Origin of the sequence: Pararhizobium arenae, from assembly GCF_001931685.1 — a bacterium.
GTDB classification, from domain to species: domain Bacteria; phylum Pseudomonadota; class Alphaproteobacteria; order Rhizobiales; family Rhizobiaceae; genus Pararhizobium; species Pararhizobium arenae.
This window is the reverse complement of the sequence record NZ_MOOY01000002.1, coordinates 542,998-567,025: the sequence shown is the minus strand read 5'-3', so window position 1 is coordinate 567,025 and position 24,028 is coordinate 542,998. Positions and strand designations below refer to the sequence as shown.

At 60.0% G+C, this 24,028-nt stretch carries 24 protein-coding genes; 13 read left to right on the top strand and 11 right to left on the bottom strand.

The window, feature by feature from the left end:
- Window positions 1–3 precede the first annotated feature (3 nt).
- A complete protein-coding gene (locus tag BLX89_RS06070; RefSeq protein ID WP_075289736.1) occupies window positions 4–870 on the top strand; it encodes a lipoprotein in 867 nt (288 codons plus the stop codon).
- Between the two features lie 279 nt (window positions 871–1,149).
- On the top strand, window positions 1,150–2,082 hold the full coding sequence (locus BLX89_RS06065) for a ribose-phosphate pyrophosphokinase (RefSeq protein ID WP_075289735.1): 933 nt from the start codon (window positions 1,150–1,152) through the stop codon (window positions 2,080–2,082).
- Between the two features lie 7 nt (window positions 2,083–2,089).
- Here BLX89_RS06065 and BLX89_RS06060 read toward each other — a convergent pair whose 3' ends face one another.
- On the bottom strand, window positions 2,090–2,974 hold the full coding sequence (locus BLX89_RS06060; protein ID WP_075289734.1) for a LysR family transcriptional regulator: 885 nt from the start codon (window positions 2,972–2,974) through the stop codon (window positions 2,090–2,092).
- A 106-nt stretch (window positions 2,975–3,080) separates the two neighbouring features.
- Between BLX89_RS06060 and blaOXA the strand changes: the two genes are divergently transcribed.
- Window positions 3,081–3,887, top strand: coding sequence for a class D beta-lactamase (gene blaOXA, locus BLX89_RS06055; RefSeq protein WP_075289733.1), 807 nt, complete (start codon window positions 3,081–3,083; stop codon window positions 3,885–3,887).
- A gap of 12 nt (window positions 3,888–3,899) precedes the next feature.
- On the opposite strand, the gene BLX89_RS06050 is transcribed toward blaOXA, so the two are convergent.
- The 3 genes from BLX89_RS06050 to BLX89_RS06040 all read right to left on the bottom strand — a co-directional run bounded on the left by BLX89_RS06050 (window position 3,900) and on the right by BLX89_RS06040 (window position 7,054).
- Window positions 3,900–4,283: a DUF779 domain-containing protein gene (locus BLX89_RS06050; protein WP_075289862.1), complete on the bottom strand. Its 384-nt coding sequence runs from the start codon at window positions 4,281–4,283 to the stop codon at window positions 3,900–3,902.
- 126 nt (window positions 4,284–4,409) lie between these two features.
- Complete coding sequence (adh, locus tag BLX89_RS06045) at window positions 4,410–5,918, bottom strand: aldehyde dehydrogenase (RefSeq protein ID WP_075289732.1); 1,509 nt, start codon at window positions 5,916–5,918, stop codon at window positions 4,410–4,412.
- Between the two features lie 188 nt (window positions 5,919–6,106).
- Complete coding sequence (locus tag BLX89_RS06040) at window positions 6,107–7,054, bottom strand: helix-turn-helix domain-containing protein (protein ID WP_075289731.1); 948 nt, start codon at window positions 7,052–7,054, stop codon at window positions 6,107–6,109.
- A gap of 222 nt (window positions 7,055–7,276) precedes the next feature.
- Between BLX89_RS06040 and BLX89_RS06035 the strand changes: the two genes are divergently transcribed.
- The gene (locus tag BLX89_RS06035; RefSeq protein WP_075289730.1) at window positions 7,277–8,458 is read left to right on the top strand and encodes a benzoate/H(+) symporter BenE family transporter; all 1,182 of its coding nucleotides are present in this window, start codon (window positions 7,277–7,279) and stop codon (window positions 8,456–8,458) included.
- A gap of 2 nt (window positions 8,459–8,460) precedes the next feature.
- On the opposite strand, the gene BLX89_RS06030 is transcribed toward BLX89_RS06035, so the two are convergent.
- The gene (locus BLX89_RS06030; RefSeq protein WP_075289729.1) at window positions 8,461–10,527 is read right to left on the bottom strand and encodes a putative bifunctional diguanylate cyclase/phosphodiesterase; all 2,067 of its coding nucleotides are present in this window, start codon (window positions 10,525–10,527) and stop codon (window positions 8,461–8,463) included.
- A 337-nt stretch (window positions 10,528–10,864) separates the two neighbouring features.
- Here BLX89_RS06030 and BLX89_RS06025 point away from each other — a divergent pair, with 337 nt between their 5' ends.
- The 4 genes from BLX89_RS06025 to pth all read left to right on the top strand — a co-directional run bounded on the left by BLX89_RS06025 (window position 10,865) and on the right by pth (window position 15,617).
- Window positions 10,865–11,467: a 50S ribosomal protein L25/general stress protein Ctc gene (locus BLX89_RS06025; RefSeq protein WP_075289728.1), complete on the top strand. Its 603-nt coding sequence runs from the start codon at window positions 10,865–10,867 to the stop codon at window positions 11,465–11,467.
- 226 nt (window positions 11,468–11,693) lie between these two features.
- Complete coding sequence (locus BLX89_RS06020) at window positions 11,694–14,078, top strand: putative bifunctional diguanylate cyclase/phosphodiesterase (RefSeq protein ID WP_075289861.1); 2,385 nt, start codon at window positions 11,694–11,696, stop codon at window positions 14,076–14,078.
- A 20-nt stretch (window positions 14,079–14,098) separates the two neighbouring features.
- Entirely contained in the window at window positions 14,099–14,818 is a 720-nt protein-coding gene (locus BLX89_RS06015) for a substrate-binding periplasmic protein (RefSeq protein WP_075289727.1), read from the top strand.
- Window positions 14,819–14,900: 82 nt separating this feature from the next.
- On the top strand, window positions 14,901–15,617 hold the full coding sequence (pth, locus tag BLX89_RS06010; protein ID WP_075289726.1) for an aminoacyl-tRNA hydrolase: 717 nt from the start codon (window positions 14,901–14,903) through the stop codon (window positions 15,615–15,617).
- A gap of 20 nt (window positions 15,618–15,637) precedes the next feature.
- Here the strand turns inward: pth and clpS are convergent, their stop codons facing one another.
- Window positions 15,638–15,949: an ATP-dependent Clp protease adapter ClpS gene (gene clpS, locus BLX89_RS06005; protein WP_075289725.1), complete on the bottom strand. Its 312-nt coding sequence runs from the start codon at window positions 15,947–15,949 to the stop codon at window positions 15,638–15,640.
- A gap of 183 nt (window positions 15,950–16,132) precedes the next feature.
- Here clpS and ychF point away from each other — a divergent pair, with 183 nt between their 5' ends.
- From ychF to BLX89_RS05985, 4 genes are all read left to right on the top strand, one after another.
- The gene (gene ychF, locus BLX89_RS06000; RefSeq protein WP_075289724.1) at window positions 16,133–17,236 is read left to right on the top strand and encodes a redox-regulated ATPase YchF; all 1,104 of its coding nucleotides are present in this window, start codon (window positions 16,133–16,135) and stop codon (window positions 17,234–17,236) included.
- 154 nt (window positions 17,237–17,390) lie between these two features.
- A complete protein-coding gene (locus BLX89_RS05995) occupies window positions 17,391–18,839 on the top strand; it encodes a hypothetical protein (RefSeq protein ID WP_075289723.1) in 1,449 nt (482 codons plus the stop codon).
- Window positions 18,840–18,908: 69 nt separating this feature from the next.
- Window positions 18,909–19,355: a MaoC family dehydratase gene (locus tag BLX89_RS05990; protein WP_075289722.1), complete on the top strand. Its 447-nt coding sequence runs from the start codon at window positions 18,909–18,911 to the stop codon at window positions 19,353–19,355.
- Window positions 19,352–19,822 (top strand): MaoC family dehydratase, encoded by a 471-nt coding sequence (locus BLX89_RS05985; protein WP_143523505.1) that lies wholly within the window; start codon window positions 19,352–19,354, stop codon window positions 19,820–19,822. Before BLX89_RS05990 ends, BLX89_RS05985 begins: the two co-directional genes overlap by 4 nt.
- A 50-nt stretch (window positions 19,823–19,872) precedes the next feature.
- Here the strand turns inward: BLX89_RS05985 and BLX89_RS05980 are convergent, their stop codons facing one another.
- Entirely contained in the window at window positions 19,873–20,415 is a 543-nt protein-coding gene (locus BLX89_RS05980; RefSeq protein WP_075289721.1) for an adenine phosphoribosyltransferase, read from the bottom strand.
- A gap of 160 nt (window positions 20,416–20,575) precedes the next feature.
- Window positions 20,576–20,980: a DUF4168 domain-containing protein gene (locus BLX89_RS05975; protein ID WP_075289720.1), complete on the bottom strand. Its 405-nt coding sequence runs from the start codon at window positions 20,978–20,980 to the stop codon at window positions 20,576–20,578.
- 242 nt (window positions 20,981–21,222) lie between these two features.
- Here BLX89_RS05975 and BLX89_RS05970 point away from each other — a divergent pair, with 242 nt between their 5' ends.
- A complete protein-coding gene (locus tag BLX89_RS05970) occupies window positions 21,223–21,408 on the top strand; it encodes a DUF1059 domain-containing protein (RefSeq protein ID WP_075289719.1) in 186 nt (61 codons plus the stop codon).
- A gap of 21 nt (window positions 21,409–21,429) precedes the next feature.
- On the opposite strand, the gene BLX89_RS05965 is transcribed toward BLX89_RS05970, so the two are convergent.
- The 3 genes from BLX89_RS05965 to BLX89_RS05955 are packed head-to-tail and all read right to left on the bottom strand — an operon-like array spanning window position 21,430 to window position 23,941.
- The gene (locus BLX89_RS05965) at window positions 21,430–22,680 is read right to left on the bottom strand and encodes a CCA tRNA nucleotidyltransferase (RefSeq protein WP_075289718.1); all 1,251 of its coding nucleotides are present in this window, start codon (window positions 22,678–22,680) and stop codon (window positions 21,430–21,432) included.
- The gene (locus tag BLX89_RS05960) at window positions 22,677–23,264 is read right to left on the bottom strand and encodes a CoA pyrophosphatase (protein WP_198935126.1); all 588 of its coding nucleotides are present in this window, start codon (window positions 23,262–23,264) and stop codon (window positions 22,677–22,679) included. The genes BLX89_RS05965 and BLX89_RS05960 overlap by 4 nt, the downstream gene beginning before the upstream one ends.
- Window positions 23,265–23,320: 56 nt before the next feature.
- Window positions 23,321–23,941, bottom strand: a complete 621-nt coding sequence (locus BLX89_RS05955; protein WP_425348592.1) for a DUF1285 domain-containing protein — start codon at window positions 23,939–23,941, stop codon at window positions 23,321–23,323.
- Window positions 23,942–24,028 lie beyond the last annotated feature (87 nt).

Genomic DNA, 24,028 nt, shown 5'->3' with positions numbered 1-24,028 from the left:
ACGATGAAGAGACTTATCAGCGCCATTTCCGGCCTCGCCCTGCTTGCAGGTTGCAACTCGACCGACGCCCTGATCCCCCAGGTCGATGTCGGCGAAGGAAATTTTCGTTCGCCGCCGGTCAACCAGGCCGACCTCGACACGATGTCGTCGCAGCCCGCCTATGTGCCGCAGGAAACCGCGTCCATCCAGAGCGGACCGCTGGACGCACAGCCGAGCTACACGGAACCCTCATCCGAGACGATGCTCGCCCAGGGTGACATGGGCTACACGGACCCTGCCGGCTCGCTCGAGGCGCAGGCCAGCCGCCTCTCGCAAGGCGAAATCCCGGCGCAGGAGCGCCGACGGGTGATGCGCGAAGCCCCGCAACTTGCAGAAACACCGGCATCCGTGGAAGAAAACGACCCGGCGCAGGTAGAGCAGGCCGCGCCTCAGCAGCTGGCACAACAGCAGCCGGCAGAGCAGGAAAAGCCGGCACAGGCCGCAGCGCTGCCATCGACCGGAGAAGCCGGCACGATCCGCTTCCTGCCGATCATCGGCGCCCCCGTGGCTGCCGTCACGTCGCTTTCCAAACAACTCGGTGCGGACGCGCGCGCCAACGGCCTGACCATCAAGAGTTCGTCGGATGAAAGCAGCAGGCATATCCTGAAGGGTTATTTCTCCGCCCTCAACGACGGTGGCAAGACAACCGTGGTCTACATCTGGGATGTGCTCGACGGCAACGGCAACCGGCTTCACCGCATCCAGGGTCAGGACAGCGTCGATGCGACGGCACAAGATCCGTGGTCGGTCGTGCCACCCGACACGATGCAGTCCATCGCCACGAAATCGATCGGTGCTTATCTTTCCTGGGCGCGCGGCAACGCGGGCTGACACGGCCATTGTCCCAAATCGGTGCAGAATCGCAACGTCGGCGAACCGATCAAGGCCGCGTAACAGCTTGTCTTAAAACTTTTTCGGATAAACGACCGCAGAACGTGGCATCCCTCTTGCATTCAGAGGCAGGGACGTTATGAAGCGCCCAAGCGGCTCTGTTTCAAAGCCCCACGGGCTGACAGCGCACACCGAACTTGGCTTACGGAATTCGCGCGACACACCCGGACTGGATATCTACGGTCTGGAACAATTCGCGCCAGCACAGGCGGACCATCGATGAAGGTTTTCGCAGGCAATTCGAACCGGCTGCTTGCCGAAGCGATCTGCAACTATCTTAACCTGCCCCTCGGCAAAGCAACTGTAAGACGGTTCGCCGACCAGGAAATCTTCGTAGAAATTCAGGAAAATGTGCGCGGGGAAGACGTTTTTGTCGTCCAGTCCACGTCTTTTCCGACCAACGACCACCTGATGGAACTGTTGATCATGATCGATGCCATGCGCCGCTCCTCGGCGCGACGCATTACGGCGGTGATCCCCTATTTCGGCTATGCCCGCCAGGATCGCAAACCCGGTCCGCGCACGCCGATCTCCGCCAAGCTGGTCGCCAACCTGATCACCGAAGCCGGCGCAGACCGCGTTCTGACGCTCGATCTGCACGCCGGCCAGATTCAGGGTTTCTTCGATATCCCGACCGACAATCTCTACGCCGTGCCGATCCTGTCGCGCGACGTGAAGGAAAACTACGACCTCAAGAACGTCATGGTCGTTTCGCCTGACGTCGGCGGCGTGGTGCGTGCCCGCGCGCTTGCCAAGCGCCTCGACTGCCAACTCGCCATCGTCGACAAGCGCCGCGAGCGCGCCGGCGAATCCGAAGTCATGAACGTCATCGGCGACGTGACCGGCAAGGACTGTCTGCTGATCGACGACATCGTCGATTCCGGCGGCACGCTCTGCAACGCGGCAGAAGCGCTCCTCAACAAGGGCGCGACCAGCGTGACCGCCTATATCACCCACGGCGTTCTCTCGGGCGGAGCGGTTGCCCGCGTCACCTCTTCCAAGCTCAAGGAGCTTGTGATCACCGACTCGATCCAGCCGACCACGGCGGTCCAGTCCGCTCACAACATCCGCGTCATCTCGACCTCGACGCTGATCGGCGAAGCCATCAACCGCACCAGCCAGGAAGAATCGGTCTCCAGCCTGTTCGATTGAGCCGGCTTCAGAGACCAGCCTTCTCAGATTGCGTCATGAGCCAGCCCGAAAAGGCGGCCATGGCCGGTGTGATCGCGCGCGATTGCAGCCTTGTCAGCCAGTAGCTTCCTATCGAAACCTCCGTACGGAAGGGCTGCACGATCTCTCCCGACAAGAGCTGGCGCTGGAACATGGCCGGCGGCGCAAGGCCGACACCGGCGCCTTGCAGAAGGGCTTCCATCATCGCAAGCGACGTATCGAAAACGATACTGTCACGCATGGTTGCCGACTCGGCCACGCCAGCCGCTTCGAGCCAGCGCGTCCACTCGTCGGGACGATAGGAACGCAGAAGCGTTTTCGTGAGCACATCGGAAGGCTGTCGCAGCGAACCGGCGACCTCGGGCGTACACAGAACCGAGAGCGGCGCCTCGAAAAGCCGGATCGATTCCGTCGCATGCCACGCGCCGCTGCCAAAGCGAACCGCGAAATCCAGCCCTTCCGCCGCAAGATCCACGCGGTTGTTGTTCGTCGATAGGCGCAGATCGATGAAGGGGTGGCTCTGCCGGAACGAGGAAAGCCGCGGCAGCAGCCAGCCGACGGCAAAGGTACCGACCGCACCAACCGTCAGCACCTCAAGCAGTCTCCCTCCACGAAACCGCTCAACGGCATCCGCCATGCGATCGAAGCTTTCCCGCAGAACAGGCAACAGGCTCTCCCCCTCGGCGGTGATCATCAGACCGCGCGGCAGGCGGCGGAAAAGCGTGACCCCAAGCTGCTCTTCCAGTGCCTTGACCTGATGACTGACCGCCGCCTGCGTCACGTTCAGCTCGATCGCCGCCCGTGTGAAGCTGAGATGGCGGGCGGACGCTTCAAAAGCGCGGAATGCATTGAGCGGAAGATGCGGGCGAACCATGAATGACCTAAATTTTCTAATGCCAGCTTCGATTATTCGTCCTTTGTCGCCTCGTCAAACTCTTGCTACGAAACGGACGAAATTCAACAGATAACGAGGAAATAAGATGATTTTCCGATCTCTGATCGTAGGCGTGGCGCTGGCTGGTTTGTCCGGCATCTCGGCGCAAGCCAAGACAATTTGTACGGTCATTGCCAATGCAGATACTGGCGACATCATCGCTCAGGATGGCAACTGCGAGGAGCGTTTTACGCCGGCATCGACCTTCAAGATCCCGCTCGCGGTGATGGGCTATGACTCCGGGTTCCTGAAGGATGCTCACGATCCTTCCTTGCCCTTCAAGGAAGGCTATGCCGACTGGGGCGGTGACAACTGGAAGCAGCCGACGGATGCGACGCGCTGGCTCAAATATTCGGTCGTCTGGTTCTCGCAGCGCATCACCGAATATCTCGGCGAAGACAGGCTCACGGACTATGCCCGCCAGTTCCAATACGGCAACGCCGACTTTTCCGGAGACCCCGGCAAGAACAACGGCCTCGAGCGGGCATGGATCATTTCGTCGCTAAAGGTCTCCCCGATCGAGCAGATCACCTTCCTGCGGCGGCTGATCAATCACGATCTTCCGGTCAGCAAGGAGGCGGTCAACAAGACGATAGCTGTCGTGGAAGGGCGCACCCTGCCCTCCGGCTGGGCGATACAGGGCAAGACCGGCATGGCCTATCCGCGTAATGCGGACTACAGCTTCGATATGAACCATCCTTGGGGCTGGTATGTCGGCTGGGGCAGGAAGGACGATCAGACCATCGTTTTCGCCCGGCTCGTTCAGGACGAAAAAAGAATGGAGGGCAGCGCAAGCGCCCGTGCCCGCGATAGCCTTCTTGAAGAGCTCCCGTCGCTTATTCCAACGGAGTGACGCTTCCGGACGTCAGGCCCGCTTGACCAGCGGTATGGCGCAGGCCTCTCCGCCATCGAACAATCGCGAGCGCGTCAGAAACCGGCGCTCGCGACCGTTGTCGAGCGAGAACATGCCACCTCGGCCGGGCACGACATCGATGATCAGCTGCGTATGGCGCCAGACTTCGAACTGGCTTGCGCTGATATAGACCGGCGCCCCGCCGATCTCACCCAGCTTCACGTCATTGTCGCCGACGATATAGTCATCTGCCGGGTAGCACATCGGTGAAGAGCCATCGCAACAGCCGCCCGACTGGTGAAACAGGATGTCGGGATAATCCTTTCGGATTTCCTCGATGAAGGCGAGCGCCGCATCCGTTGCGACCACTCGCGGCAGTCCGTTTATCTCGTCCATATCCATGTTCCTCATTTCGCGAAAAAGCCCTCTCCCTGCACGCTGCAGGGAGAGGGCCAAGGTGAGAGGTTGGGAGGAGGTCTGGCGCAACAATCCCCTCACCCTGCTCTGTTACCCTGTACCGGATCAGAAGAAGCCGAGCGCCTTCGGGCTGTAGCTCACCAGCATGTTCTTGGTCTGCTGGTAGTGATCGAGCATCATCTTGTGCGTTTCGCGGCCGATGCCCGACTGCTTGTAGCCGCCGAAGGCAGCGTGCGCCGGATAGGCATGGTAGCAGTTGGTCCAGACGCGACCGGCCTGGATGTTGCGGCCGAACTGGTAGCAGCGGTTCGCATCGCGGCTCCACACGCCGGCACCGAGGCCATAGAGCGTGTCGTTGGCGATTTCGAGTGCTTCGGCATCATCCTTGAAGGTGGTGACGGAAACGACCGGCCCGAAGATTTCCTCCTGGAAGACGCGCATCTTGTTGTGGCCACGGAAAACCGTCGGCTTGACGTAATAACCGCCGGCCAGATCGCCTTCGAGCATGTTGCGCTCGCCGCCGATCAGCACTTCAGCACCTTCCTGGCGGCCGATGTCCATGTAGGACAGGATTTTTTCGAGCTGCTCGGACGACGCCTGCGCGCCGATCATGGTCGATGTGTCGAGCGGGTTGCCCTGCTTGATCGCGGCCACGCGCTTGATCGCCTTTTCCATGAAGCGATCGTAGATCTTCTCATGCACGAGGGCGCGGCTGGGGCATGTGCAGACTTCGCCCTGGTTGAGCGCGAACATCGCAAAACCTTCGAGCGCCTTGTCGAGATAGTCGTCGTCCTCGGCCATGACATCCGAGAAGAAGATGTTCGGAGACTTGCCGCCCAGTTCCAGCGTGACCGGAATGAGGTTCTGGCTGGCATATTGCATGATCAGGCGGCCGGTCGTCGTCTCGCCTGTAAAGGCGATCTTGTTGATGCGCGGGTTGGACGCGAGCGGCTTGCCGGCTTCGAGGCCGAAACCGTTTACGATGTTGAGAACGCCGCCCGGCAGCAGATCGCCGATCAATTCGGCCCAGACGAGGATCGAGGCCGGGGTCTGTTCGGCAGGTTTCAGCACGACGCAGTTGCCGGCGGCAAGTGCCGGTGCGAGCTTCCACGCGGCCATCAGGATCGGGAAGTTCCAGGGAATGATCTGGCCGACGACGCCAAGCGGCTCATGGAAATGATAGGCGATGGTGTCGTGATCGACTTCGCCGATCGTGCCTTCCTGGGCGCGGACGCACGAGGCAAAATAGCGGAAGTGGTCGATGGCAAGCGGAATGTCTGCCGCCATGGTTTCGCGCAACGGCTTGCCGTTATCCCAGGTTTCGGCGCGCGCCAGAAGATCGAGATTGTCTTCCATGCGCTGAGCAATTTTCATGAGAATATTGGAGCGCTCGGTGGCCGAGGTGCGGCCCCACTTGTCCTTGACAGCGTGCGCAGCATCAAGCGCCAGCTCGATATCGGCCGCTTCCGAGCGGGCAATCTGGCAGACAACGCCGCCGGTAACGGGGGTAATATTGTCGAAGTAGCGGCCGCTTACCGGCTCGCGCCATTCACCGCCAATGAAGTTGCCATACTTCTGCTTGAACGGGCTTTCGACGATCTTCTGGTGCAACATCTGTTTTCTCCTCCACGACAGATCTTCCTCATCTGTGAGAGGCAGACTGCGCCTGAAGAAAAAAATGCGAAAGCCAGTGAAAAGAGAGAGGCTCCGGCTTCTGTTTCAGAATTGAGACATGGCGTTTACATCAAACATTCCGCATCGCCGCAAACACCAACGCAGATGCAGCATTCTGACTTTGAAAACTACTCGACGGAAAGCTTCTTCATCTTTCTGTAGAGCGTCGCACGGCTGATACCGAGGATCTCGGCAGCTTGCGAAACATTGCCGCCGGCTCGGGAGAGAACGCGACGCAGGGCAGCGCGCTCGGCATCCAGAAGATCCCGCCCCTGCCCGCTGTGATCCTCGTGTAGAAGGTCGGCCGCCGGAATACCGGTTGCGATCTTGCGGTCGTCCAGCCCCAGCGTCTGTCGCGCGGCACGGGTGGCGCCCAGAACAAGATCGTCGCGATCGATGGCCAGAAGCGCAGGTGCGCTCTTTCCCTCGCCATTGACGAGCAGGATGCGGGCACCATTGAAGGCGCGGCGGAAAAGATTGGCTTCGATGCGGGCGGCCGCATCGCGCACGGCTTGAGAGAGGATCAATACCGTCATGTCGTTGACGTCTTCCCGGCAGGTTGAAATGTCGAGCGCGGCGGTAATCCGGCCCATATGGTCACGGATCGGTGCCGTCGCGCAGCTCAAGCCGGTATTGGCGCTGAGGAAATGCTGGTCGCGGTGGATGAGAACGGCGCGCTCGTCGGCAATTGCCGTGCCGATGCCGTTCGTGCCGACGCTGGCCTCGCTCCACACGGTGCCGGACCATAGGCCAAGCCCGCGAAAATCCTTGTCGTCGCCGACTGCACCGCGCCGCTCCAGCGCAATACCGCGCTCGTCCGTCAGCAACAGGCAGCACCCCGCCTTGCCGACCGTCAGAAAAAGCCGGTCCATCTCGTCATTGGCTTCCTCGATGACATGACCGGAGCGCTCGCGCGCCTGCATGAATTCCGTCTCGGTCAGCCGCCATGGCGTCCGCGCCTCTTCCGGCGAAAGGCCATGGACCGTCATGCAGCGGCGCCAGGATGCGGCGACCGGCGAACTGGCTGCAGCGGACAACTGATGGGCAACGGCATTGACGTGATCGGAATGGTTCATCCGCTCTCCTCCCCGAGGGCTGACGCAGGCAGCCAGTATAGGCGTATTCATAGAGAAACGTCCACCGCATGAAAGTCGATGGTTACGCTCGCCGGGCTAACGGTTCATTCCGGCCGAACCGGGAAGCGTATTCTCACAAGCGATCATGGCAGTATTGTTTCAGGTCGGACGGTTTTGCAGTAGGCAGTACCCGATACTCCACAAGCGGTGATTCTCCCAACCATGCTCCGAGATTTCTCCCTTCAGGCCCTTTTCATGGGATTGCTCACCGCATTCGTGGGCTTTGCCAGCTCCTTCGCCGTCGTCCTACACGGGCTGACCGGCGTCGGAGCAACGGAGGCGCAGGCCGCGTCCGGACTGATGGCCCTGTCGATCTCCATGGGCGTCTGCGCCATCGTGCTGTCTGTCGCGACCCGGCTTCCCGTGTCGATCGCCTGGTCGACACCGGGTGCGGCGTTGCTGTCAAGTTCGGGCGCAGTGGCCGGCGGCTTTAACACCGCTGTCGGAAGTTTCCTGATCTGCGGCGCCCTGATCGTGATCGCGGGTCTCTGGAAGCCGCTTGGCCGCATGGTGGCGGCAATCCCTGCGGCGCTTGCAAACGCAATGCTGGCGGGCGTTCTGATCGGCCTGTGTTTCGCGCCGGTCAAGGCGGTGGCCTTCAACCCGCTGCTCGGCTTGCCGATCGTGCTCGCCTGGGTGGCCGTGGGTGCCGTCAACCGATTGCTTGCTGTCCCAGCCGCGCTGCTTGCTTTCGCTCTCGTCCTCGCGTTTGGCATCGACATGCCGGCCGATGTCTTTACACGGCTCACCGCAACTCTGGTCCCGCAGGCGGAATGGGTCACGCCGGCTTTTTCGTTTGCCGGTCTGGTGAGCATTGCCCTGCCGCTGTTCGTGGTGACCATGGCCTCGCAGAACATTCCGGGCATCGCCGTGCTGAAAGTCAACGGTTATGAGCCGAACCCGGGACCGCTATTCGCGACGACCGGTCTGTTTTCGATCCTCAGCGCGCCGTTCGGTGGCCATGCGGTCAATCTGGCAGCCATCACGGCTGCCATGTGCGCGGGCGAGGACGCCCATCGCGATCCCGCGCGCCGCTACTGGGCGGCGATCGTTGCCGGTCTCGGTTACGTCATCTTCGGACTTCTGGCCGCGACGGTCACGGCCTTCGTCAGCCTGGCACCCAAGATTCTGATCGAAGCGGTTGCGGGACTTGCCCTGGTCGCCGCCTTTTCCGGCTCGGCAATGGCCGCCTTCAAGGAGCCAAACAGCCGCGAAGCGGCGGCGGTCACCTTTCTCGTGACCGCGTCCGGTGTCAGCTTCGCGGGCATATCGGGCGCCTTCTGGGGCCTTGCGGCCGGTGGTCTGATGCTGGCGCTGGCAAGGATGGTCGCCAGAAGGACGTAAACTTAAGCCGCCGCGATGTTCTCTTCGAGTGAAGGCTTGACCTCATCGTCGCCATTCACGAACGCCTGCAGGTCGCTCAGTGGCATTGGCTTGCCGAAAAGATAACCCTGCACCTCAAGGCAGCCTTCCTTGCGCAGGAAGTCCATATGCGCCTCGTTTTCGACGCCTTCCGCCAGAACAGGAATGTCGAGGCTCTGGGCGAGAATGATGGTCGAGCGCACGATCGCGGCGGAATGCCGGTTGCGGGTGACGCCGCCGATAAAGGCACGGTCGATCTTGATCTTGTCGAACGGAAAATTCTGCAGCGTCGAAAGCGAGGAATACCCGGTGCCGTAGTCGTCCATGGCGATGCGAACGCCAAGCGCCTTCAACTGACGGATGATCTGCAAGGCATGCTGCTGGTCGGCGATAATGCCGGATTCCGTGATCTCGAGTTCAAGACGGGCCGCATCGAGGCCCGTTTCCTTGAGGATTTCCTTCACTCGAAGCGGCAGATTGCTGTCGGCAAGCTGCGCCGGGGCGACATTGACAGCGATCTTCACAGGCTTTTTCCAGGAGGCCGCCTGAAGGCAGGCCGTCCGCAGAACCCAGTCGCCGAGCTCGTGAATAAACCCGTTCTTCTCCGCAATCGGGATGAATTCGACAGGCGGAACCATGCCGCGAACGGGATGGCGCCAGCGCAGAAGAACTTCGAGGCCGACGATATCGCGGGTGAGCGAGCTGTTCTGCTGCTGATAATAAAGTTCGAACTCGTCGCGCTCGATGCCCTTGCGCATATCCATGGCAAGCAAGGCCCTGTCGCGCGAAATCACATCCATCGACGGCTCGTAGAAGCAGACGGCCTTGTTGCCGGTGGACTTCGACCGGTACATCGCGAGATCGGCCTGGGCCAGAAGTTCTTCAGCGGTGCGCGCGTCCTCAGGATAGAGTGAGATGCCAACGCTGCTTCCCACCAGAAGCGTATTGCCTTGCCATTCAACGGGTTTGACGATCTCGCTTGTCAGCCGGTCGGCAAAGGCGCGGATATCGCCCTTGAGAAAACAATTGCGCGTGAGCGCGACAAACTCGTCGCCGCCGATACGGGCCAGAAACTCGCCCTCTTCCAGAATGGAGGCCATACGCTCCGATACCGTGCGCAGAACCGCGTCTCCCGCAGCATGACCATGGACATCATTGACGTCCTTGAAGCGATCGAGATCGAAGGACAATACTGCGAACTTGGCATTATCGGCCTTCTGGCGACGGATGCGCTCCGCAAGATAATCGTTGAACGCGGCCCGGTTCGGCAGGCTGGTCAGGGCGTCATGGAGCGACAGATAGCGGAACCGCTCCGCGGCAACCTGCGTCGAATGCATGTCGATCACATAGGTCGAGGCGCCGAGACCGAGCATCACTGCCATCAGCGCGACCACGATGATGATCAGCACGTTGTCGGGGATCATGGCGGCCGGAATGGTCACGAGGCTTTCAGGAACGATGGTGATCGCCGCCATGCCGGTGAAGTGCATTGTAACGATTGCCAGAATAAGGGCGAGAACCGCGCCATGCTTGCAAAAGCGGGTGACGGGGCGGGCAATCCGGTTGGCTGCCAGTGCGCCGAAGCCGACGCCGAGGGCGATGGATGCCGCGTAATAGCTGTAGTCCCACTGCATAACGCCCATGATCTGATAGGCGGCCATGCCCATGTAGTGCATCACGGCGATGCCGGCACCGACGATGGCACCACCGAGTTCGATCGTGGGTCCGGACTTGTTCATGGCCGTGACGGTGAAGCCGATCGTGGTGATACCGATCGCGGCCAGCAACGACATCATCGTCAAGGTGGGTTCGTAGGCATGCGGCAGGGATGGCCGATAGCTGAGCATGGCGATGAAATGGGTCGTCCAGATCGTCGATCCGCCGATGACGGCGCTCATGAACAGCCAGTTGATCTTCTGCAACCCTTCCGTCCGCCTGACGCGGGCATAGAGCCTCATCGCCAGCGCAGAACCCAGCACGCAGACGAGCGCCGCCAGGGCAACCAGCCCGTAATCATGGTCGGTGATGATGCAGGAGAGCACAGTAAGCATGGAGCACCCGATTTGAGATGCCACACCCTCGCATCCGGGCCTTAAAATCCCTTAATTGCGTGAAAATCATCGAGATCGAAGGTTAGCGATCAATGAAATATCGCGCATGACGGGAACTTTCCCGAGACTGCTCACCTGCTGCGAGATAATATATGCCGAAACGCGACAAAAGCGGTTTGAGGGATCGCTTGCTTGCATTTCCAGGCGTTCTCGGTTATGGACGCGCGTCCGCGCAGACACCCTTGGAGGCAAACGCGGATGGGATCTCCGGATCTCAGGTCCATCTGGCACTGTTGATAGCAGATGGGCTCTCCAAAAACACCAGAAAGGTAATGCCATGAGCCACGCATCTTACGAGCTCAAGGCCGAAACGCGCGAACGGGTTGGTAAGGGGTCCTCCCGTGAACTTCGCCGCAACGGCCTTATTCCTGCAGTCATCTACGGCGACAAGCAGGCTCCGATTTCCATCGCCCTCTCCACGAAGGAAGTCACCCAGAAGATCCACGCCGGCGGTTTCATGACCACCGTTGCGACGATCGACGTTGGCGGCGAAAAGATCCGCGTCCTTCCGAAGGACTATCAGCTAGATCCGGTCCGCGACTTCACCATGCACGTCGACTTCCTGCGCGTTTCCGCGAATTCCCAGGTTACCGTCGAAGTTCCGGTTCACTTCATCAACGAAGACAAGTCCGCGATCAAGACCGGCGCTGTTCTAAACATCGTCCGTCACGAAGTCGAACTGCACGTTTCGGCCAACGACATCCCGGAATTCATCACCGTTGACCTGACGGGTCTCAAGGTTGGCGACGGCGTTCATATCTCGAACGTCAAGCTGCCGAAGGGCGCAACCCCGGCCATCACCGACCGCGACTTCACGATCGCCACCATCGTTGCTCCGGCAGGCGGCGTTTCGGAAGAAGAAGAAGCAGCTTCGGAATAATCGTATCCGGGCCTGCTATAGAACCCGCCCTGCCTCAGGCTTGGCGGGTTTTTTATTGCCTGCGGGCCAGTTCTCTCTGCCCGGACATCTACCCAGGAAATTAACCGGTGAATTTTAGCAACATTTAAGATTTTCGTGATGAGTTGTGCTGGGGGATTGAACCGGCCTTAGCGTACGAGAATCCTGAAATGAACCGTGAGAACCGAAGCACGATCGGATGCACGCCATGATGCATTCCGTGGAGAACCGATTTATTGCGATTGTTTGCGGCGCCGTCCTCATCTTCGTGGCGCCCCTTATCGTGCTGTTCCTGACCCTTTCGTCCGAGCGCGTTGCGCGCGAAAGGCTGGACAACACCGAGGTGCTCATGCGCACCGGCGCCGAGGCGCTGGGCAAGCCCCTCTGGGACTACGATACGGACGGCATAAAGCAGATCGCCCGGGCGCTTGCCGCCGGCGAAAACGTGCTGTCCGTTCATGTCCGCGATAGCTCTGGCTCCATTTCCATTCGTTTCCCGGATGCCCCGCCCCGGATCGACAGCAGCGAAGACACCGTGCTTTCGCGCGAAATTCACTACAATTCCAACGATGGTGAACGCGTCGTCGGTTCCGTTGAAATCCAGGTCGAAGAGCCCGGTCTCGTTTCGCGCTTCAGCCGGGATGAAATCAGTGTCTTCCTGATCCTGCTTGTTGCCGTCGCGATCGTCTTTGCCGCTGCGATCATCAGCAATCGCGTGATCGTCATCCGCCCGCTGCTTCGCCTGACCGCGGCCATCGAGGCCACCCGTCGCCTGGGATCGCGCCATCAGGTCGATTGGAACTCGGATGACGAAATGGGCGCGCTTGCCCATAACTTCAACGAGATGCAGACGAAGCTCGAGCAGGAGGAAACCGAGCTCAAGCGCGCCCACGCGCGCGCGTCCAACATCTACAACAAGACTCCGGCCATGCTGTTTTCGCTCGACACGTCGGGCGAAATCACCGCCGTCAGCGATTACTGGCTGGTCGCCACGGGTTATCGCCGCGAGGAGGCGATCGGGCGAGCCTTCACGGATTTCGTCGACGAGCACTGGCACGAAACCTACAAGGCGCGCAGGGCAGACATCAGCCCGGACAATGCAGGCATCTGCGAGGTCACGGTCCCGTTTCGCAGGAAGAACGGCGAGATGATGATCGTTCTCATTCTGGAGATGCGCAACTTCGTCAGCGATGAAATTGGCGGCGTATCGCTGTCGGTCATGACGGACGTGACCGCTCTCAAGCAGGCGGAAAGCCGGAACCACGCCCAGGCGATTACGGATCACCTGACCGGCCTGCTCAACCGTCAGGGTTTTGAAGCGGCGCTGGATGACGGCATCAAGGATGTCGATGCGCAGGCGATGCAACTCGCCTGCATCTTTATCGATCTGGACCGGTTCAAGTGGATCAACGACAATTTCGGCCATGCGGCGGGCGACGAGGTTCTGCGCCAGGTGGTGACGCGCATCAAGACCACGCTGCGCCCGGAAGACGCGATGGCTCGTCTTGGCGGCGACGAATTCGCAATCCTGGTCAGCGCCGAGCATGCGGCAGCCCTCGCCAGTGAAATCGGCGAGAGGATTTACGAGTGCCTCAACGCGCCGATCTTCATCGAGGGCGCCGATCTTTCGGTCACCGCCAGCATCGGCATTGCGCTTTACCCTGACCACGCCGTCAATGCGTCCGACCTGCTGCTCAAGTCCGACATGGCGATGTATACGCGCAAGCGCGAAGGCAAGAACGGCGTGCTGGTGTTCGACAACTCCATGCTCGACACGGCGCGCGAACGCCATGAGATGGAGCAGCACATCGAGGCCGGCCTCAAGGAAGACTGGTTCGAAGCCTATCTCCAGCCGATCGTCAGCCTCGGCGAAGGCCGCATCGCCGGTTTCGAAGCCCTGATGCGCCTCAACCATCCGGAAAAGGGCATCCTGCCCCCCGGCAAGATCATCGGCATTGCCGAGGAAACCGGTTCCATCGGCCGCATCGGCGAGCGGGTTCTTGAAAAGGCCATCCGGCACCTCGCCCGGATCAGCAAGCTGGAAGGCACGCAAAGCACCTACCTTGCCGTCAATTTCTCACCCCTTCAGTTCGAACTCACCTTACCCCACAAGCTGGCGGCGCTGCTGCTGAAGCACCATATCGCCCCGAGCCGCATCGTCATCGAGATCACCGAGGCGGTGCTGATGCTCGACAATCCCGATGTCCATGCCGTCCTGAAGCAACTCAGCGAATTCGGCTGCCGCATCGCGCTTGACGATTTCGGCACCGGCTACTCGTCTTTGAGCTACCTCAATCGGTTCCCGGTCAATATCGTCAAGGTCGATCAATCATTCACCCGCTCGCTGAGCACGGGAACAAACGACGTGCGCCGCAAGAGCCGGATGCTGATCAAGGGCATCCGCACCATCTCCCACCAGATGGGCTGTTCGGTGGTTGCGGAAGGCATCGAAACGACGGAACAATGGGAACTGCTGCGCAAGCTCGGCGTCGATTACGGCCAGGGTTATCTGTTCAGCAAGCCAATGCCGATAGACAGCATGCTCGAAATGCTGGAAATGGACTCCGAAGCCAAGATCAGTACACTGGCTTGAGACGACACGGGAGACAGGGCATGAAACGCATTCTTTTCGCGCTTGTGCTCTGCCTCTCCGGCACCGCCCATGCCCAAGAGCCGATCAATCTTCTCACCGAGGAATATGCGCCCTACAATTTCACCCGTAACGGTGAGATCACCGGCGCTTCGGTCGAGCAGGTGCGCCTGATCATGAAGGCGATCGATGTTCCCTACAATCTGGAGATCCTGCCCTGGGCGCGCGCCTTCTCCCGCGCGGAGACGGAAACCGACACCTGTGTCTTCACCACTGGCCATGACGACGAGCGCGACCGGCGTTTCAAATGGATCGAGCCGCTTCTCATCGACAAGATGGTAATGGTTCGCAAAGCCGGTTCCGGCATCGATCCGCTCACCATCGAGGCTGCGAAGCGTTTCACCATCGGCACCCGGCGGGATGACTTTTCCTACAGTTTCCTGACCGCGAACGGTTTCCCCAAGATCGATCTCGCCGCCGATCTCGAGGCAACGCTGAGGAAGCTTCTGAACAATCGCATCGATCTGATGATGACGTCGGAGAAGACCTTCGAGATAATGCAGGCGGAAGGAAAGGCCGTGGAATCCGCCCTGATCCTAGGCGGCAAGCGCTACGGCATCGCGTGCAATCTCGGCGTCGCCGATGACGTCGTGGCCAAAATGCAGGGCGCCTTGGACAGATTGATCGCCGATGGCACACAGGACAAGATCGCGGCGGACTACGGCCTGCGGCCCAATCGATAGATGATGCCATAAAACGCTGAAACAGGCGTTGACTTGAAAGCCCGACCGCCGCATCTGGAAACAAACATTCTGGAGAGCGCCCGTGCAGATTTTTGCAGGTCTCGGCAATCCCGGCGGCAAATACGCCGGCAACCGCCACAATATCGGTTTCATGGCGATCGACGCCATTCATCGCCGCCACAACTTTTCGCCATGGTCGAAGAAGTTCAAGGCCGAGATTTCTGAAGGTGAACTGGGCGGCGAGCGCATCCTCCTGATGAAACCGCAGACCTTCATGAACCTTTCGGGCGAATCCGTCGGCGAAGCCATGCGCTTCTACAAGCTTGAGCCGAAGGATATCGTCGCGATCTACGACGAACTCGACCTCCCGCCGGGCAAGGCCCGCATCAAGACGGCCGGCGGCCATGGGGGCCATAACGGAATCAAGTCGCTCGACACCCATTGCGGCAAGGATTACCGGCGTCTGCGATTAGGTATCGGTCATCCCGGATCGAAAGAACAGGTGCACAATCATGTCCTGGGTGATTTCGCCAAAGCGGACCAGGCATGGCTGACGCCCTTGCTCGACGCGCTGGCTGACAATGCCGAGATGCTGGCGAAAGGCGAGGATTCACAGCTGATGAACAAGCTGGCGCTTGCAGTCGGCGGAAAGCCGGAAGCCGAAGCCCCTGCCCCGAAACCGCCGGCCGGCAAGTCACATATCCGTCAGGCACGGAACCATCAGCAACCGAAGATTTTGCCGACAACGGGGCCCATGGCCGAAATGCTGAAGAAGATGTTCGGCAACAAGGGCGATTGAGGAGACGACCTCGTTTTCCCTTATTCTTCCGGCTCCGTTGCAAACATCAGCGGGAAACCCGCTTCCTTGCCGAGATCGGTGGCCTCCTTCGCCTTGGTCTCCGCGATATCCTTGGCGCACACGAGGATGACGCAGGAGCCGAGCTTGTGGGCGGTCATCATCATTCGGTAGCCGGTTTCCTCACTCATGTGGAAGACCGCCTTCAAGACGAGCGTGACGAAATCGCGGGGCGTGTAGTCGTCGTTGAACAGAATGACCTTGTAGAGCTTCGGCCTCTCCAGCTTCGGCTTGGTCTTCAGTTTCGGTTTCAGGTTGGTTTCGTTGTCGCTCATCGTGGAACCACCATGGAGAACTCGCGGACTTTGCCCCCATCGTCTCTCGATCGCAAGAGAAGAGCCATCACAAGATGCGTGAAACGTCCATTCGCCCAAACTTTAACTCCGCAACCCTTGACCTTGCCCTGCCCTATCCCCCATAGGCAGGGCACAGATTTCCAGAATAGACGGACTTTGGCCATGGGCTTCAAATGCGGTATCGTCGGACTGCCGAATGTCGGCAAGTCCACCCTCTTCAACGCGCTGACCAAGACGGCAGCCGCGCAGGCGGCAAACTATCCGTTCTGCACCATCGAGCCGAACACCGGCGAAGTCGCGGTGCCGGATCCGCGCATGCGCGCGCTCGCCGACATCGCCAAGTCGAAGGAAATCATCCCGACCCGCATTTCCTTCGTCGATATCGCCGGGCTCGTGCGCGGCGCTTCGAAGGGAGAAGGCCTCGGCAACCAGTTCCTCGCCAACATCCGCGAAGTCGATGCCGTCGTGCATGTTCTGCGCTGCTTTGAAGACGACGACATCACCCATGTCGAAGGCAAGATCAATCCGGTCGCCGATGCCGACACGATCGAGACCGAGCTGATGCTCGCCGACCTCGAAAGCCTGGAGCGCCGCACCGAGCAGACCCGCAAGCGCGCCGTCGGCAAGGACAAGGATTCGATGGCGATGCTTCCGATCATGGAAGCGTCGCTCAAGCTGCTGCACGAAGGCAAGCCGGTGCGTACCCTGCTCTCGACGCTCGACGCCGAAGAGCTGCGCATCCTCCAATCGCTTAACCTGCTGACCTCGCACCCGGTCCTCTACGTCTGCAACGTCGCGGAAGCCGATGCCGTTTCCGGCAATGCGCACACCAAGGCTGTCGAGGAAATGGCGAAGGCACAGGGCGCCGAAACCGTGATCATCTCGGCGGCGATCGAATCCGAAGTCGCCCAGCTTCCGGAAGAGGAAGCCAAGGAATTTCTTGAAGCGCTCGGTCTCCATGAAGCCGGCCTCGACCGCCTGATCCGCGCCGGTTACAAGCTGCTCGACCTCATCACCTATTTCACGGTCGGCCCCAAGGAAACCCGCGCCTGGACCATCAAGCGCGGCACCAAGGCGCCGGGTGCCGCCGGCGTCATCCACTCGGATTTCGAACGCGGTTTCATCCGCGCCAACACCATCGCCTATGAGGACTACATCAAGTACAACGGCGAAACGGGTGCCAAGGATGCCGGCAAGGCGCGTGACGAAGGCAAGGAATATGTCGTTCAGGATGGCGACGTCATCCACTTCCGTTTCAACACCTAAGAATAGCGGCCCGAACCGCGGACCATTTGAAAGGGCCTGCGACGCTCGTCGTCGCGGGCCCTTTCCGTTTTTGGGGTAATACACGTCAGGCACTTGCCGTTACCGGCCATTGGCATATCTTCCGCGACAACTCGTAGTTTGGAGGAATCCTGTGATGCGCTTTATGGCCGCCGCCTTGCTTTCCGTCGCTCTGCCGCTCACGCCGGCTTTGGCTGCAGAGATTTCCTATGAAGGCGCGATGGCGCTCGAAAAGAAGCTGACAACCTATCTGCCCGAAAAATTCGTCAAGCAGGGGCTGGTCAAGGTTCGTCCCGCGACGCAGGATTATGAGGTCATTTTCGACCCCACCGTGTTTTTGAAAGACGTCGATCCGGCAGATTTCACAGTCACGGGGCTGAAGCCGTTTCTGTCGCTGGTGCGGCCGTTGGAAGATGGTCTGTGGCGGTTCACGCAGGATGAAAATCTCGATCTCAAGGGCAGCTTCACTGCCGAGAAGGAGAAGACCGATTTCACCTATCGTATCGACAGGATGCGGGGCGAAGGCATCATCGATCCCGATCTGCTCTACTTCAAGTCGTTCGACATGAAGGCCGACGGCCTCGCCTTTTCGACCAAAAGCCCGAAGGAATCCATCGAAGGCCGTTTTGCCAACCTTGCCACAACGCTGGATACGCAGCGCAAGGGCCCCGATACCGTCGACATGCGCTCCAACTCTGTCTTCGGTGCCTTTACCGAAACCATCGTGGACGAGAAAAACACCCGCATCGGCATCTCCGCCGACAACCTGACCGTCGATGCGGCAGTCAACGGCCTTCACTACAAGCCGCTTCAGGACATCGTATTCTTCGTCATCGACCGCATAAAGCAGGACAAGCTGACGCCGGACGACGAGAAGACGCTGAAGGACCTCGTGCGCGCCAACCTGCCGATGTTCGGGCAACTGCTGGAAACCATCGAACTTGCAAACCTGAAGGTTTCCACGCCGGAAGGCGAGTTTGGGGCGGAAAGCGCGCGTTACAATATCGCAGCCGACGGCCTGCGGGACGGCGCATCCTTCCGCATCGGCTTTGGCCTCGACAAGCCGACGACGCCTCCGAACCTCGTACCCCTCGTCTTTCAGCAAGCCATCCCTGAAACCTTCGATGTCGAGATCGGCGTAAAGGACATCAATGTAGCAAGCGGCCTCACCTATTTCATCGACAACGCCAACTTCAATGCCGACGAGCCGTTGACAGAGGCGCAATCGACTGAAATGGGCAAACGTTTCCTGCCGAATGGCGAGCTCCATGTCACTTATGAGAACGTATCGGCACGCTCCTCTATCTACGACGTCAGCCTGACAGGCGAAACGACGCTTTATCCTGATATCCAGAACAAGCAGAAATCCGACGTCACCATCGTCGCCCGCGACTTCGACAAGACCGTCGCCTACCTTCAGGACAACGCCAAGGCCGTACCGCAATACGGTCAGGCGGCCTTCGTGCTGCTGATGGTCAAGGGCTTTGCCGAAACGACGCCGGACGGCACCCATCGCTGGCGGCTTGAGGTTGACGAGAACAACAAGATGAAGATCAACGGCCGCGAAATGGCTATTCCGCAATAACCGCTTCATGATTGCAACCGGAATGGAATGAGGCTATTCGGTTTGCCCAGCACAAGGGCGGAGAATGTGATGCTTCATTTCGAGGACTTTTTACCCGGGCAACGGTTTGAGTACCTGCCGCGTCGCATGGAAACTGCCGAGATCATCGCATTCGCCAGCGAATTCGATCCGCAGCCGATGCACATGGACGAAGAAGCCGGAAAGAAAAGCATTCTCGGCGGGCTTGCCGCCTCCGGCTGGCATACGAGTTCCATAGCCATGCGTATGATGATCGACGCCTTTCTAGGCTCTTCGACCTCTCAAGGGTCGCCCGGCATCGAGTTCATGGACTGGAAGAAACCCGTGATCGCCGGCGATACGCTGAGCGGCTTCAGTCTGGTTCTCGAAACCCGCGCGTTGCGCTCCAAACCCGGCATCGGCGTCGTCCGCTTTCGCAACGAAATCCTCAACCAGACAGGCGAGACGGTCGCGGTGTCCGAGTGCCCGATCATGTTCAGAATGCGGGAGGCAGGATGATGACCATGGAAGCGCTCTATGGCGGCAAGGGCCGCGCCCTGATCGGAAGCCTGACGTTCTCTGCCGAAGACATCATCCGTTTTGCCAGCGATTTCGATCCGCAGCCATTTCACCTCGATCCCGAAGCCGCCAAATCGTCCCTGCTCGGTGGCCTCTGTGCCTCCGGTTGGCATACGGCCGCAGGCTGGATGAAATGCTTCGTGCCGTACTGGATCGGCGAGATGAAGCGCCTTGCGGGCGAAGGCATCGCGGCGCCAAAGCTTGGCCCCTCGCCGGGCTTTCGCAATCTGCAATGGTTAAAGCCGGTATATGCCGGAGATACGGTCAGCTATTACGTGACGTTCCTTGAAAGCAAGGAACTGGCCTCGCGCCCGGGCTGGCGGATCAACACCATTCTCAATGAGGGAGAAAACCAGACTGGCGAAACCGTCATCCGCTTCGAAAGCAAGGTGATCGAGTTTCCATAATTTCCCTGAATCAGAGGCCGTCGGAAAGCCGACGGCCTAGATGGGGAATATCAATGACCGTCGAACTCGACCAGCGTCAGAACATTGACGCCAAGCGCTTCGAGTTTCTTGCGGCCGCCGAGTTCCGGCAGGTCGATGACGAAGCAGGCGGCTACGATCTCGGCGCCCATCTGCTGAAGAAGCTTCGTGGCCGCTTCGGCTGTTCCGCCGGTCGCGATCAGGTCGTCCACAAGGATCACCTTTTCGCCGGGCTGCAAAGCATCGCGGTGCATTTCCATTTCATCGACGCCATATTCGAGGCTGTAGGCGATGCGCACGGTATCGTGCGGCAGCTTGCCCTTCTTGCGTATCGGAACGAAACCAGAGGACATCTGGTGCGCCATCGCGCCGCCAAGGATGAAACCGCGCGCCTCGATGCCGGCAATCTTGTCGACCTTCTGGCCGGCAAAGGGATGAACCAGCTCGTCGATCGCCCGACGGAAGCTGCGCGCATTGCCGAGCATGGTGGTGATATCGCGGAACATCACGCCCGGCTTCGGATAGTCCGGAATGTTGCGGATGGAAGCGATCAGATCCTGCTTTAGGGAGCTCATGGTATGCCTTTGCGCGACGTCTCATTCAAGGAGCGCCAGCCATAGCACCAAACAGGCATCTTTCTATAGTGCTTTCTCGACCCACCGGGAGATGCCTGCGCGGCAATCTCAGAAATGCGAAGCAGGAACTCGCGCCCCCGCCCCGCAGTCGCGAACCGCCTTATTGCACGGCGTTCGCCTTCAATTTCTCCTGTACCTTTCGCGCCACTTCGGGGTCTGTCTGCGCGGTGCTGACGATGGTCTTGTATTCCTCGACCGTCATGTCCGGAGAGTTCTGCACCGCGTTGATCATCTGCTTGTTTGCCTCGTTCTGCAGCTTCTGGCGGGAGGCGGCATCCTTCTGGGCGCCGATCTTGGCGGCATAGTCTCGGCGCACGCTGTCCACCTTGAGATAGGCGACAGCAAAGGCATTGAGCTTTTGCTCACTGATAGCCGCAGTTGCTGGCGTGCTCGCCTGCGGTGCGGCGGCCTGCGGCTCTGCGGCCCCTTGCGCAAAGGCGGGCGTGCTGACGACGATCAGGCTCCAGGCTGCAGCAGTAAGCGCCGCGATGGGCATGTGGGTCATAGGCTTTCCTTCCGTTTGGTCATTTCAAGGCCCGGCTTAACGTTCGGGGACCCATTGGGCGGCAATGTGACCCCGAGAAGGGCATTGCTAGGCCATTAAGAGGCCGTCATCGGGCAGATACCGCACGGTTTTCGCAGGGTGTTTGCGAAAGGAGGAACCAATCAGACCGATTTCAGGTTATCATCGGCACGCCCTGATGTGACGGAGGATCCTTCAGGGGGATGAAGGCAAGGAGGAAAATCATGAGACTGTTCGAATGCGGTTCCCTGGTTCCCGGCTGTGACTGGCACACAAGAGCCGATAGCGATGCGGAAGTCGTCCGCCGCGCTGTCGAGCACATGCGTCAGTCGCACGGCGAAACGATCATCCGCGAAAACATGGTCGACAACATCAAAATGAGGATTGTCGAGGAAACAAAGGCTGCCTGATGGCACCTTCCCATGATCGCTTCAGACCAAAGACTTCAGCCGGGCGACCAGCGTTGCCCGGTCAGCATTGAAGTTTCCATCGACCCAGCCATCTTCAAGCGTCTGCAAAAGTTCGCGCACGCGCGGCCCGGCTGGCACTCCAGCCTCCAATACATCGGCGCCAGACACGGGCAGCACAGGTTTCTGCCACGCCTCAGCGCGGGCCAAAAGCCGCTTCAGTCGCGCAACCTCTGGCAGCTGCGAAGGATCGTTCTCCGTTTTCTGGCGCGCAACTGCCAAGGCCAGTTTCAGGCGCGTGACGAGACCAGCGGCACCGCTTCGATACAGCATGCGGTCGAAGGCTGTATCGGCAATCGTGACGGGAACGGCCGGGCTGCCCGCCCATGCCGTGAAAAAGCTGGCTTCCGTCTTTGAGAGCCGAAGCCTTTTCGCCATCTCACCAAGCCGCTCGTTGTCCGGCGGAACAATAGATGCAAGACGAAGCAGAGGATCAGGCGCCCATCCGAAAACACGCTCCGCCGCGACAAGTCCCGGAATGGCGTCTATTCCCCATTTTTCGCTCTCCGGCAGAACTTCGGTCAGCACACCGGCCTGCCGCATCCAGAGCAAGGCACGGCCCGGATCCTCCGCTGAAAGCAGCTTCTTCAGCTCTGACCAGACACGCTCGGCCGACAAACTCGATAGTTTGGAGCGCGCCCTTGCACAGGCACGAAGACCGCCGGCATCGGGACGGCCGGAACCGTACCAGGCGAAGAAACGAAAGAACCGAAGCACGCGCAGGTAATCTTCCGCGACCCGCTTTTCCGCCTCGCCGATGAAACGCACCGTGCGGCTTTCGATGTCGGGAAGGCCGTCAACGAGATCTATCACCGCGCCGCGAGCATCGGCATAGAGCGCGTTGATCGTGAGATCGCGCCGCTTGGCGTCCACTTTCCAGTCCGTGCCAAAGGCCACTTCCGCATGTCGGCCGTTGGTCTCCACATCCTGCCGCAATGTCGTGACTTCAAAAGGCTTGCCGCCGATGATGAGGGTGACGGTGCCATGATCGATGCCCGTCGCAACCGCCTTGATGCCCGCCGCCTCCGCACGCTTCATCACCTCCTGCGGCAAAAGCGTTGTCGCCATGTCGATATCGCTGGCGTCGAGCCCCATCAGGCTGTTGCGCACGGCACCGCCAACCACACGCGCCTCTCCGCCATCAGCATTCAGGAGATCGAAGATGCGTTTCAGCGCCGGTTGAGCAAACCAGGCCTCGGCGGCAACGGAGGTCATGCATAAAGCCTTTCATAAAGCATGCGTATAATGCCGGCGGTGATACCCCAAATGTTCCGCTCGCCATAGGGCATGCGATAGAATTGCCGTTCGCTGCCTTGCCACGTCGCGCGACCGCGACCGTGGTTGCGCGGGTTCATCAGGAACGACAGCGGCACCTCGAAGGCGGCGTCCACTTCGGTCGGATTGAGCGTGAGCTCGAAACCGGGCTCCACGACCGCCAGAACGGGCGTAATGCGGAATCCCGACAGTGCCATGTAGGACGGCAGTCGCCCGACGGTCTCGACAAAGCGGCGATCGAGACCGATCTCCTCTTCCGTCTCGCGAAGGGCTGCCCGCTCGGGCGTATCGTCGCCGGGATCGATTGCACCGCCCGGGAAAGCCACTTGCCCGGAATGCTTTCGAAGCGTCGAGGTGCGCTGGGTCAGGATAACGCGAGCGTCGTCCCCGTCGTCGATCACGGGGATCAGAACCGCGGCATCCCGCAGCTTCATCGTTTCGACGAAGGAGACGTAGTCGGGATTGAGCAGGAAATCGCCATGCTCGCGCCAGGCATCCTCAGCCTGACTGCCCCGCTGGTTCATGGCGCGACGGCGAAAATCGGCAGCGGAGAAATCCGGGAGGCTCAGAAGCGGCTCGCTCACGCGGACAGCGCCTTCAGTTCGGCCGCCGGCATGATCGGGAAGAGGACGCCGCCGGAGCGTACGCAAAACATGGTGACGCCATCGACCTCGGCTTCCTCGCCAAGCTCGACCAACTCATACATCACAGCACGCGATACAAGCGCTTCCAAGCGGCCGCGCACATGCAGGTAAGGCTTGAGCTCGCGGTTTTCGCCATGGATGACGAAACGAAGTTCATGCTCTGCTCCCGCTTCCACCACATCCCCGACATTGGTGCGGAAGGTGAGCACCTGACCGCCCTCTTTCTCCGTCGCGGTCATTTCAACGGCAATGAAGGGGGCGTCCGCGATGCGGATGCCGACTTTTTCCACAGGTGTCACGAGATAGGTCCTGCCGTCCTCGTCCTTGCGCAAAACCGTCGAAAAAAGCCGCACGAGCGGCTGCCGGCCAATGGGCGTGCCCATGTAAAACCAGGTGCCATCGGCGCGGATTTCCATGTCGATATCCCCGCAAAACGGCGGATTCCAGCGCTCTACCGGCGGAAGACCCTTCGCCCTATCGCCGGTCTGGCCCGCGGCACGGGCGATCATGGCGGCAAGGCCCGCCGCGTCACCGGCTGTGACGGCTGTTTGATTCATCTCGGTTTCTGCCATCGTTCCGTCCCGATTGGCCCTATTCTTGCTTATTAACATCTCGCTCACGAGATAGTGCGCCCTCAGCGACTT

What these genes read in the sequence shown, in the direction of transcription:
- BLX89_RS06070 (WP_075289736.1), top strand. Translation starts at nt 4, where the DNA reads ATGAAGAGACTTATCAGCGCCATTTCCGGCCTCGCCCTGCTTGCAGGT.
- BLX89_RS06065 (WP_075289735.1), top strand. Translation starts at nt 1,150, where the DNA reads ATGAAGGTTTTCGCAGGCAATTCGAACCGGCTGCTTGCCGAAGCGATC.
- BLX89_RS06060 (WP_075289734.1), bottom strand. Translation starts at nt 2,974, where the DNA reads ATGGTTCGCCCGCATCTTCCGCTCAATGCATTCCGCGCTTTTGAAGCG.
- blaOXA (WP_075289733.1), top strand. Translation starts at nt 3,081, where the DNA reads ATGATTTTCCGATCTCTGATCGTAGGCGTGGCGCTGGCTGGTTTGTCC.
- BLX89_RS06050 (WP_075289862.1), bottom strand. Translation starts at nt 4,283, where the DNA reads ATGGACGAGATAAACGGACTGCCGCGAGTGGTCGCAACGGATGCGGCG.
- adh (WP_075289732.1), bottom strand. Translation starts at nt 5,918, where the DNA reads ATGTTGCACCAGAAGATCGTCGAAAGCCCGTTCAAGCAGAAGTATGGC.
- BLX89_RS06040 (WP_075289731.1), bottom strand. Translation starts at nt 7,054, where the DNA reads ATGAACCATTCCGATCACGTCAATGCCGTTGCCCATCAGTTGTCCGCT.
- BLX89_RS06035 (WP_075289730.1), top strand. Translation starts at nt 7,277, where the DNA reads ATGCTCCGAGATTTCTCCCTTCAGGCCCTTTTCATGGGATTGCTCACC.
- BLX89_RS06030 (WP_075289729.1), bottom strand. Translation starts at nt 10,527, where the DNA reads ATGCTTACTGTGCTCTCCTGCATCATCACCGACCATGATTACGGGCTG.
- BLX89_RS06025 (WP_075289728.1), top strand. Translation starts at nt 10,865, where the DNA reads ATGAGCCACGCATCTTACGAGCTCAAGGCCGAAACGCGCGAACGGGTT.
- BLX89_RS06020 (WP_075289861.1), top strand. Translation starts at nt 11,694, where the DNA reads ATGATGCATTCCGTGGAGAACCGATTTATTGCGATTGTTTGCGGCGCC.
- BLX89_RS06015 (WP_075289727.1), top strand. Translation starts at nt 14,099, where the DNA reads ATGAAACGCATTCTTTTCGCGCTTGTGCTCTGCCTCTCCGGCACCGCC.
- clpS (WP_075289725.1), bottom strand. Translation starts at nt 15,949, where the DNA reads ATGAGCGACAACGAAACCAACCTGAAACCGAAACTGAAGACCAAGCCG.
- ychF (WP_075289724.1), top strand. Translation starts at nt 16,133, where the DNA reads ATGGGCTTCAAATGCGGTATCGTCGGACTGCCGAATGTCGGCAAGTCC.
- BLX89_RS05995 (WP_075289723.1), top strand. Translation starts at nt 17,391, where the DNA reads ATGCGCTTTATGGCCGCCGCCTTGCTTTCCGTCGCTCTGCCGCTCACG.
- BLX89_RS05990 (WP_075289722.1), top strand. Translation starts at nt 18,909, where the DNA reads ATGCTTCATTTCGAGGACTTTTTACCCGGGCAACGGTTTGAGTACCTG.
- BLX89_RS05985 (WP_143523505.1), top strand. Translation starts at nt 19,352, where the DNA reads ATGATGACCATGGAAGCGCTCTATGGCGGCAAGGGCCGCGCCCTGATC.
- BLX89_RS05980 (WP_075289721.1), bottom strand. Translation starts at nt 20,415, where the DNA reads ATGAGCTCCCTAAAGCAGGATCTGATCGCTTCCATCCGCAACATTCCG.
- BLX89_RS05975 (WP_075289720.1), bottom strand. Translation starts at nt 20,980, where the DNA reads ATGACCCACATGCCCATCGCGGCGCTTACTGCTGCAGCCTGGAGCCTG.
- BLX89_RS05970 (WP_075289719.1), top strand. Translation starts at nt 21,223, where the DNA reads ATGAGACTGTTCGAATGCGGTTCCCTGGTTCCCGGCTGTGACTGGCAC.
- BLX89_RS05965 (WP_075289718.1), bottom strand. Translation starts at nt 22,680, where the DNA reads ATGACCTCCGTTGCCGCCGAGGCCTGGTTTGCTCAACCGGCGCTGAAA.
- BLX89_RS05960 (WP_198935126.1), bottom strand. Translation starts at nt 23,264, where the DNA reads ATGAACCAGCGGGGCAGTCAGGCTGAGGATGCCTGGCGCGAGCATGGC.
- BLX89_RS05955 (WP_425348592.1), bottom strand. Translation starts at nt 23,941, where the DNA reads ATGAATCAAACAGCCGTCACAGCCGGTGACGCGGCGGGCCTTGCCGCC.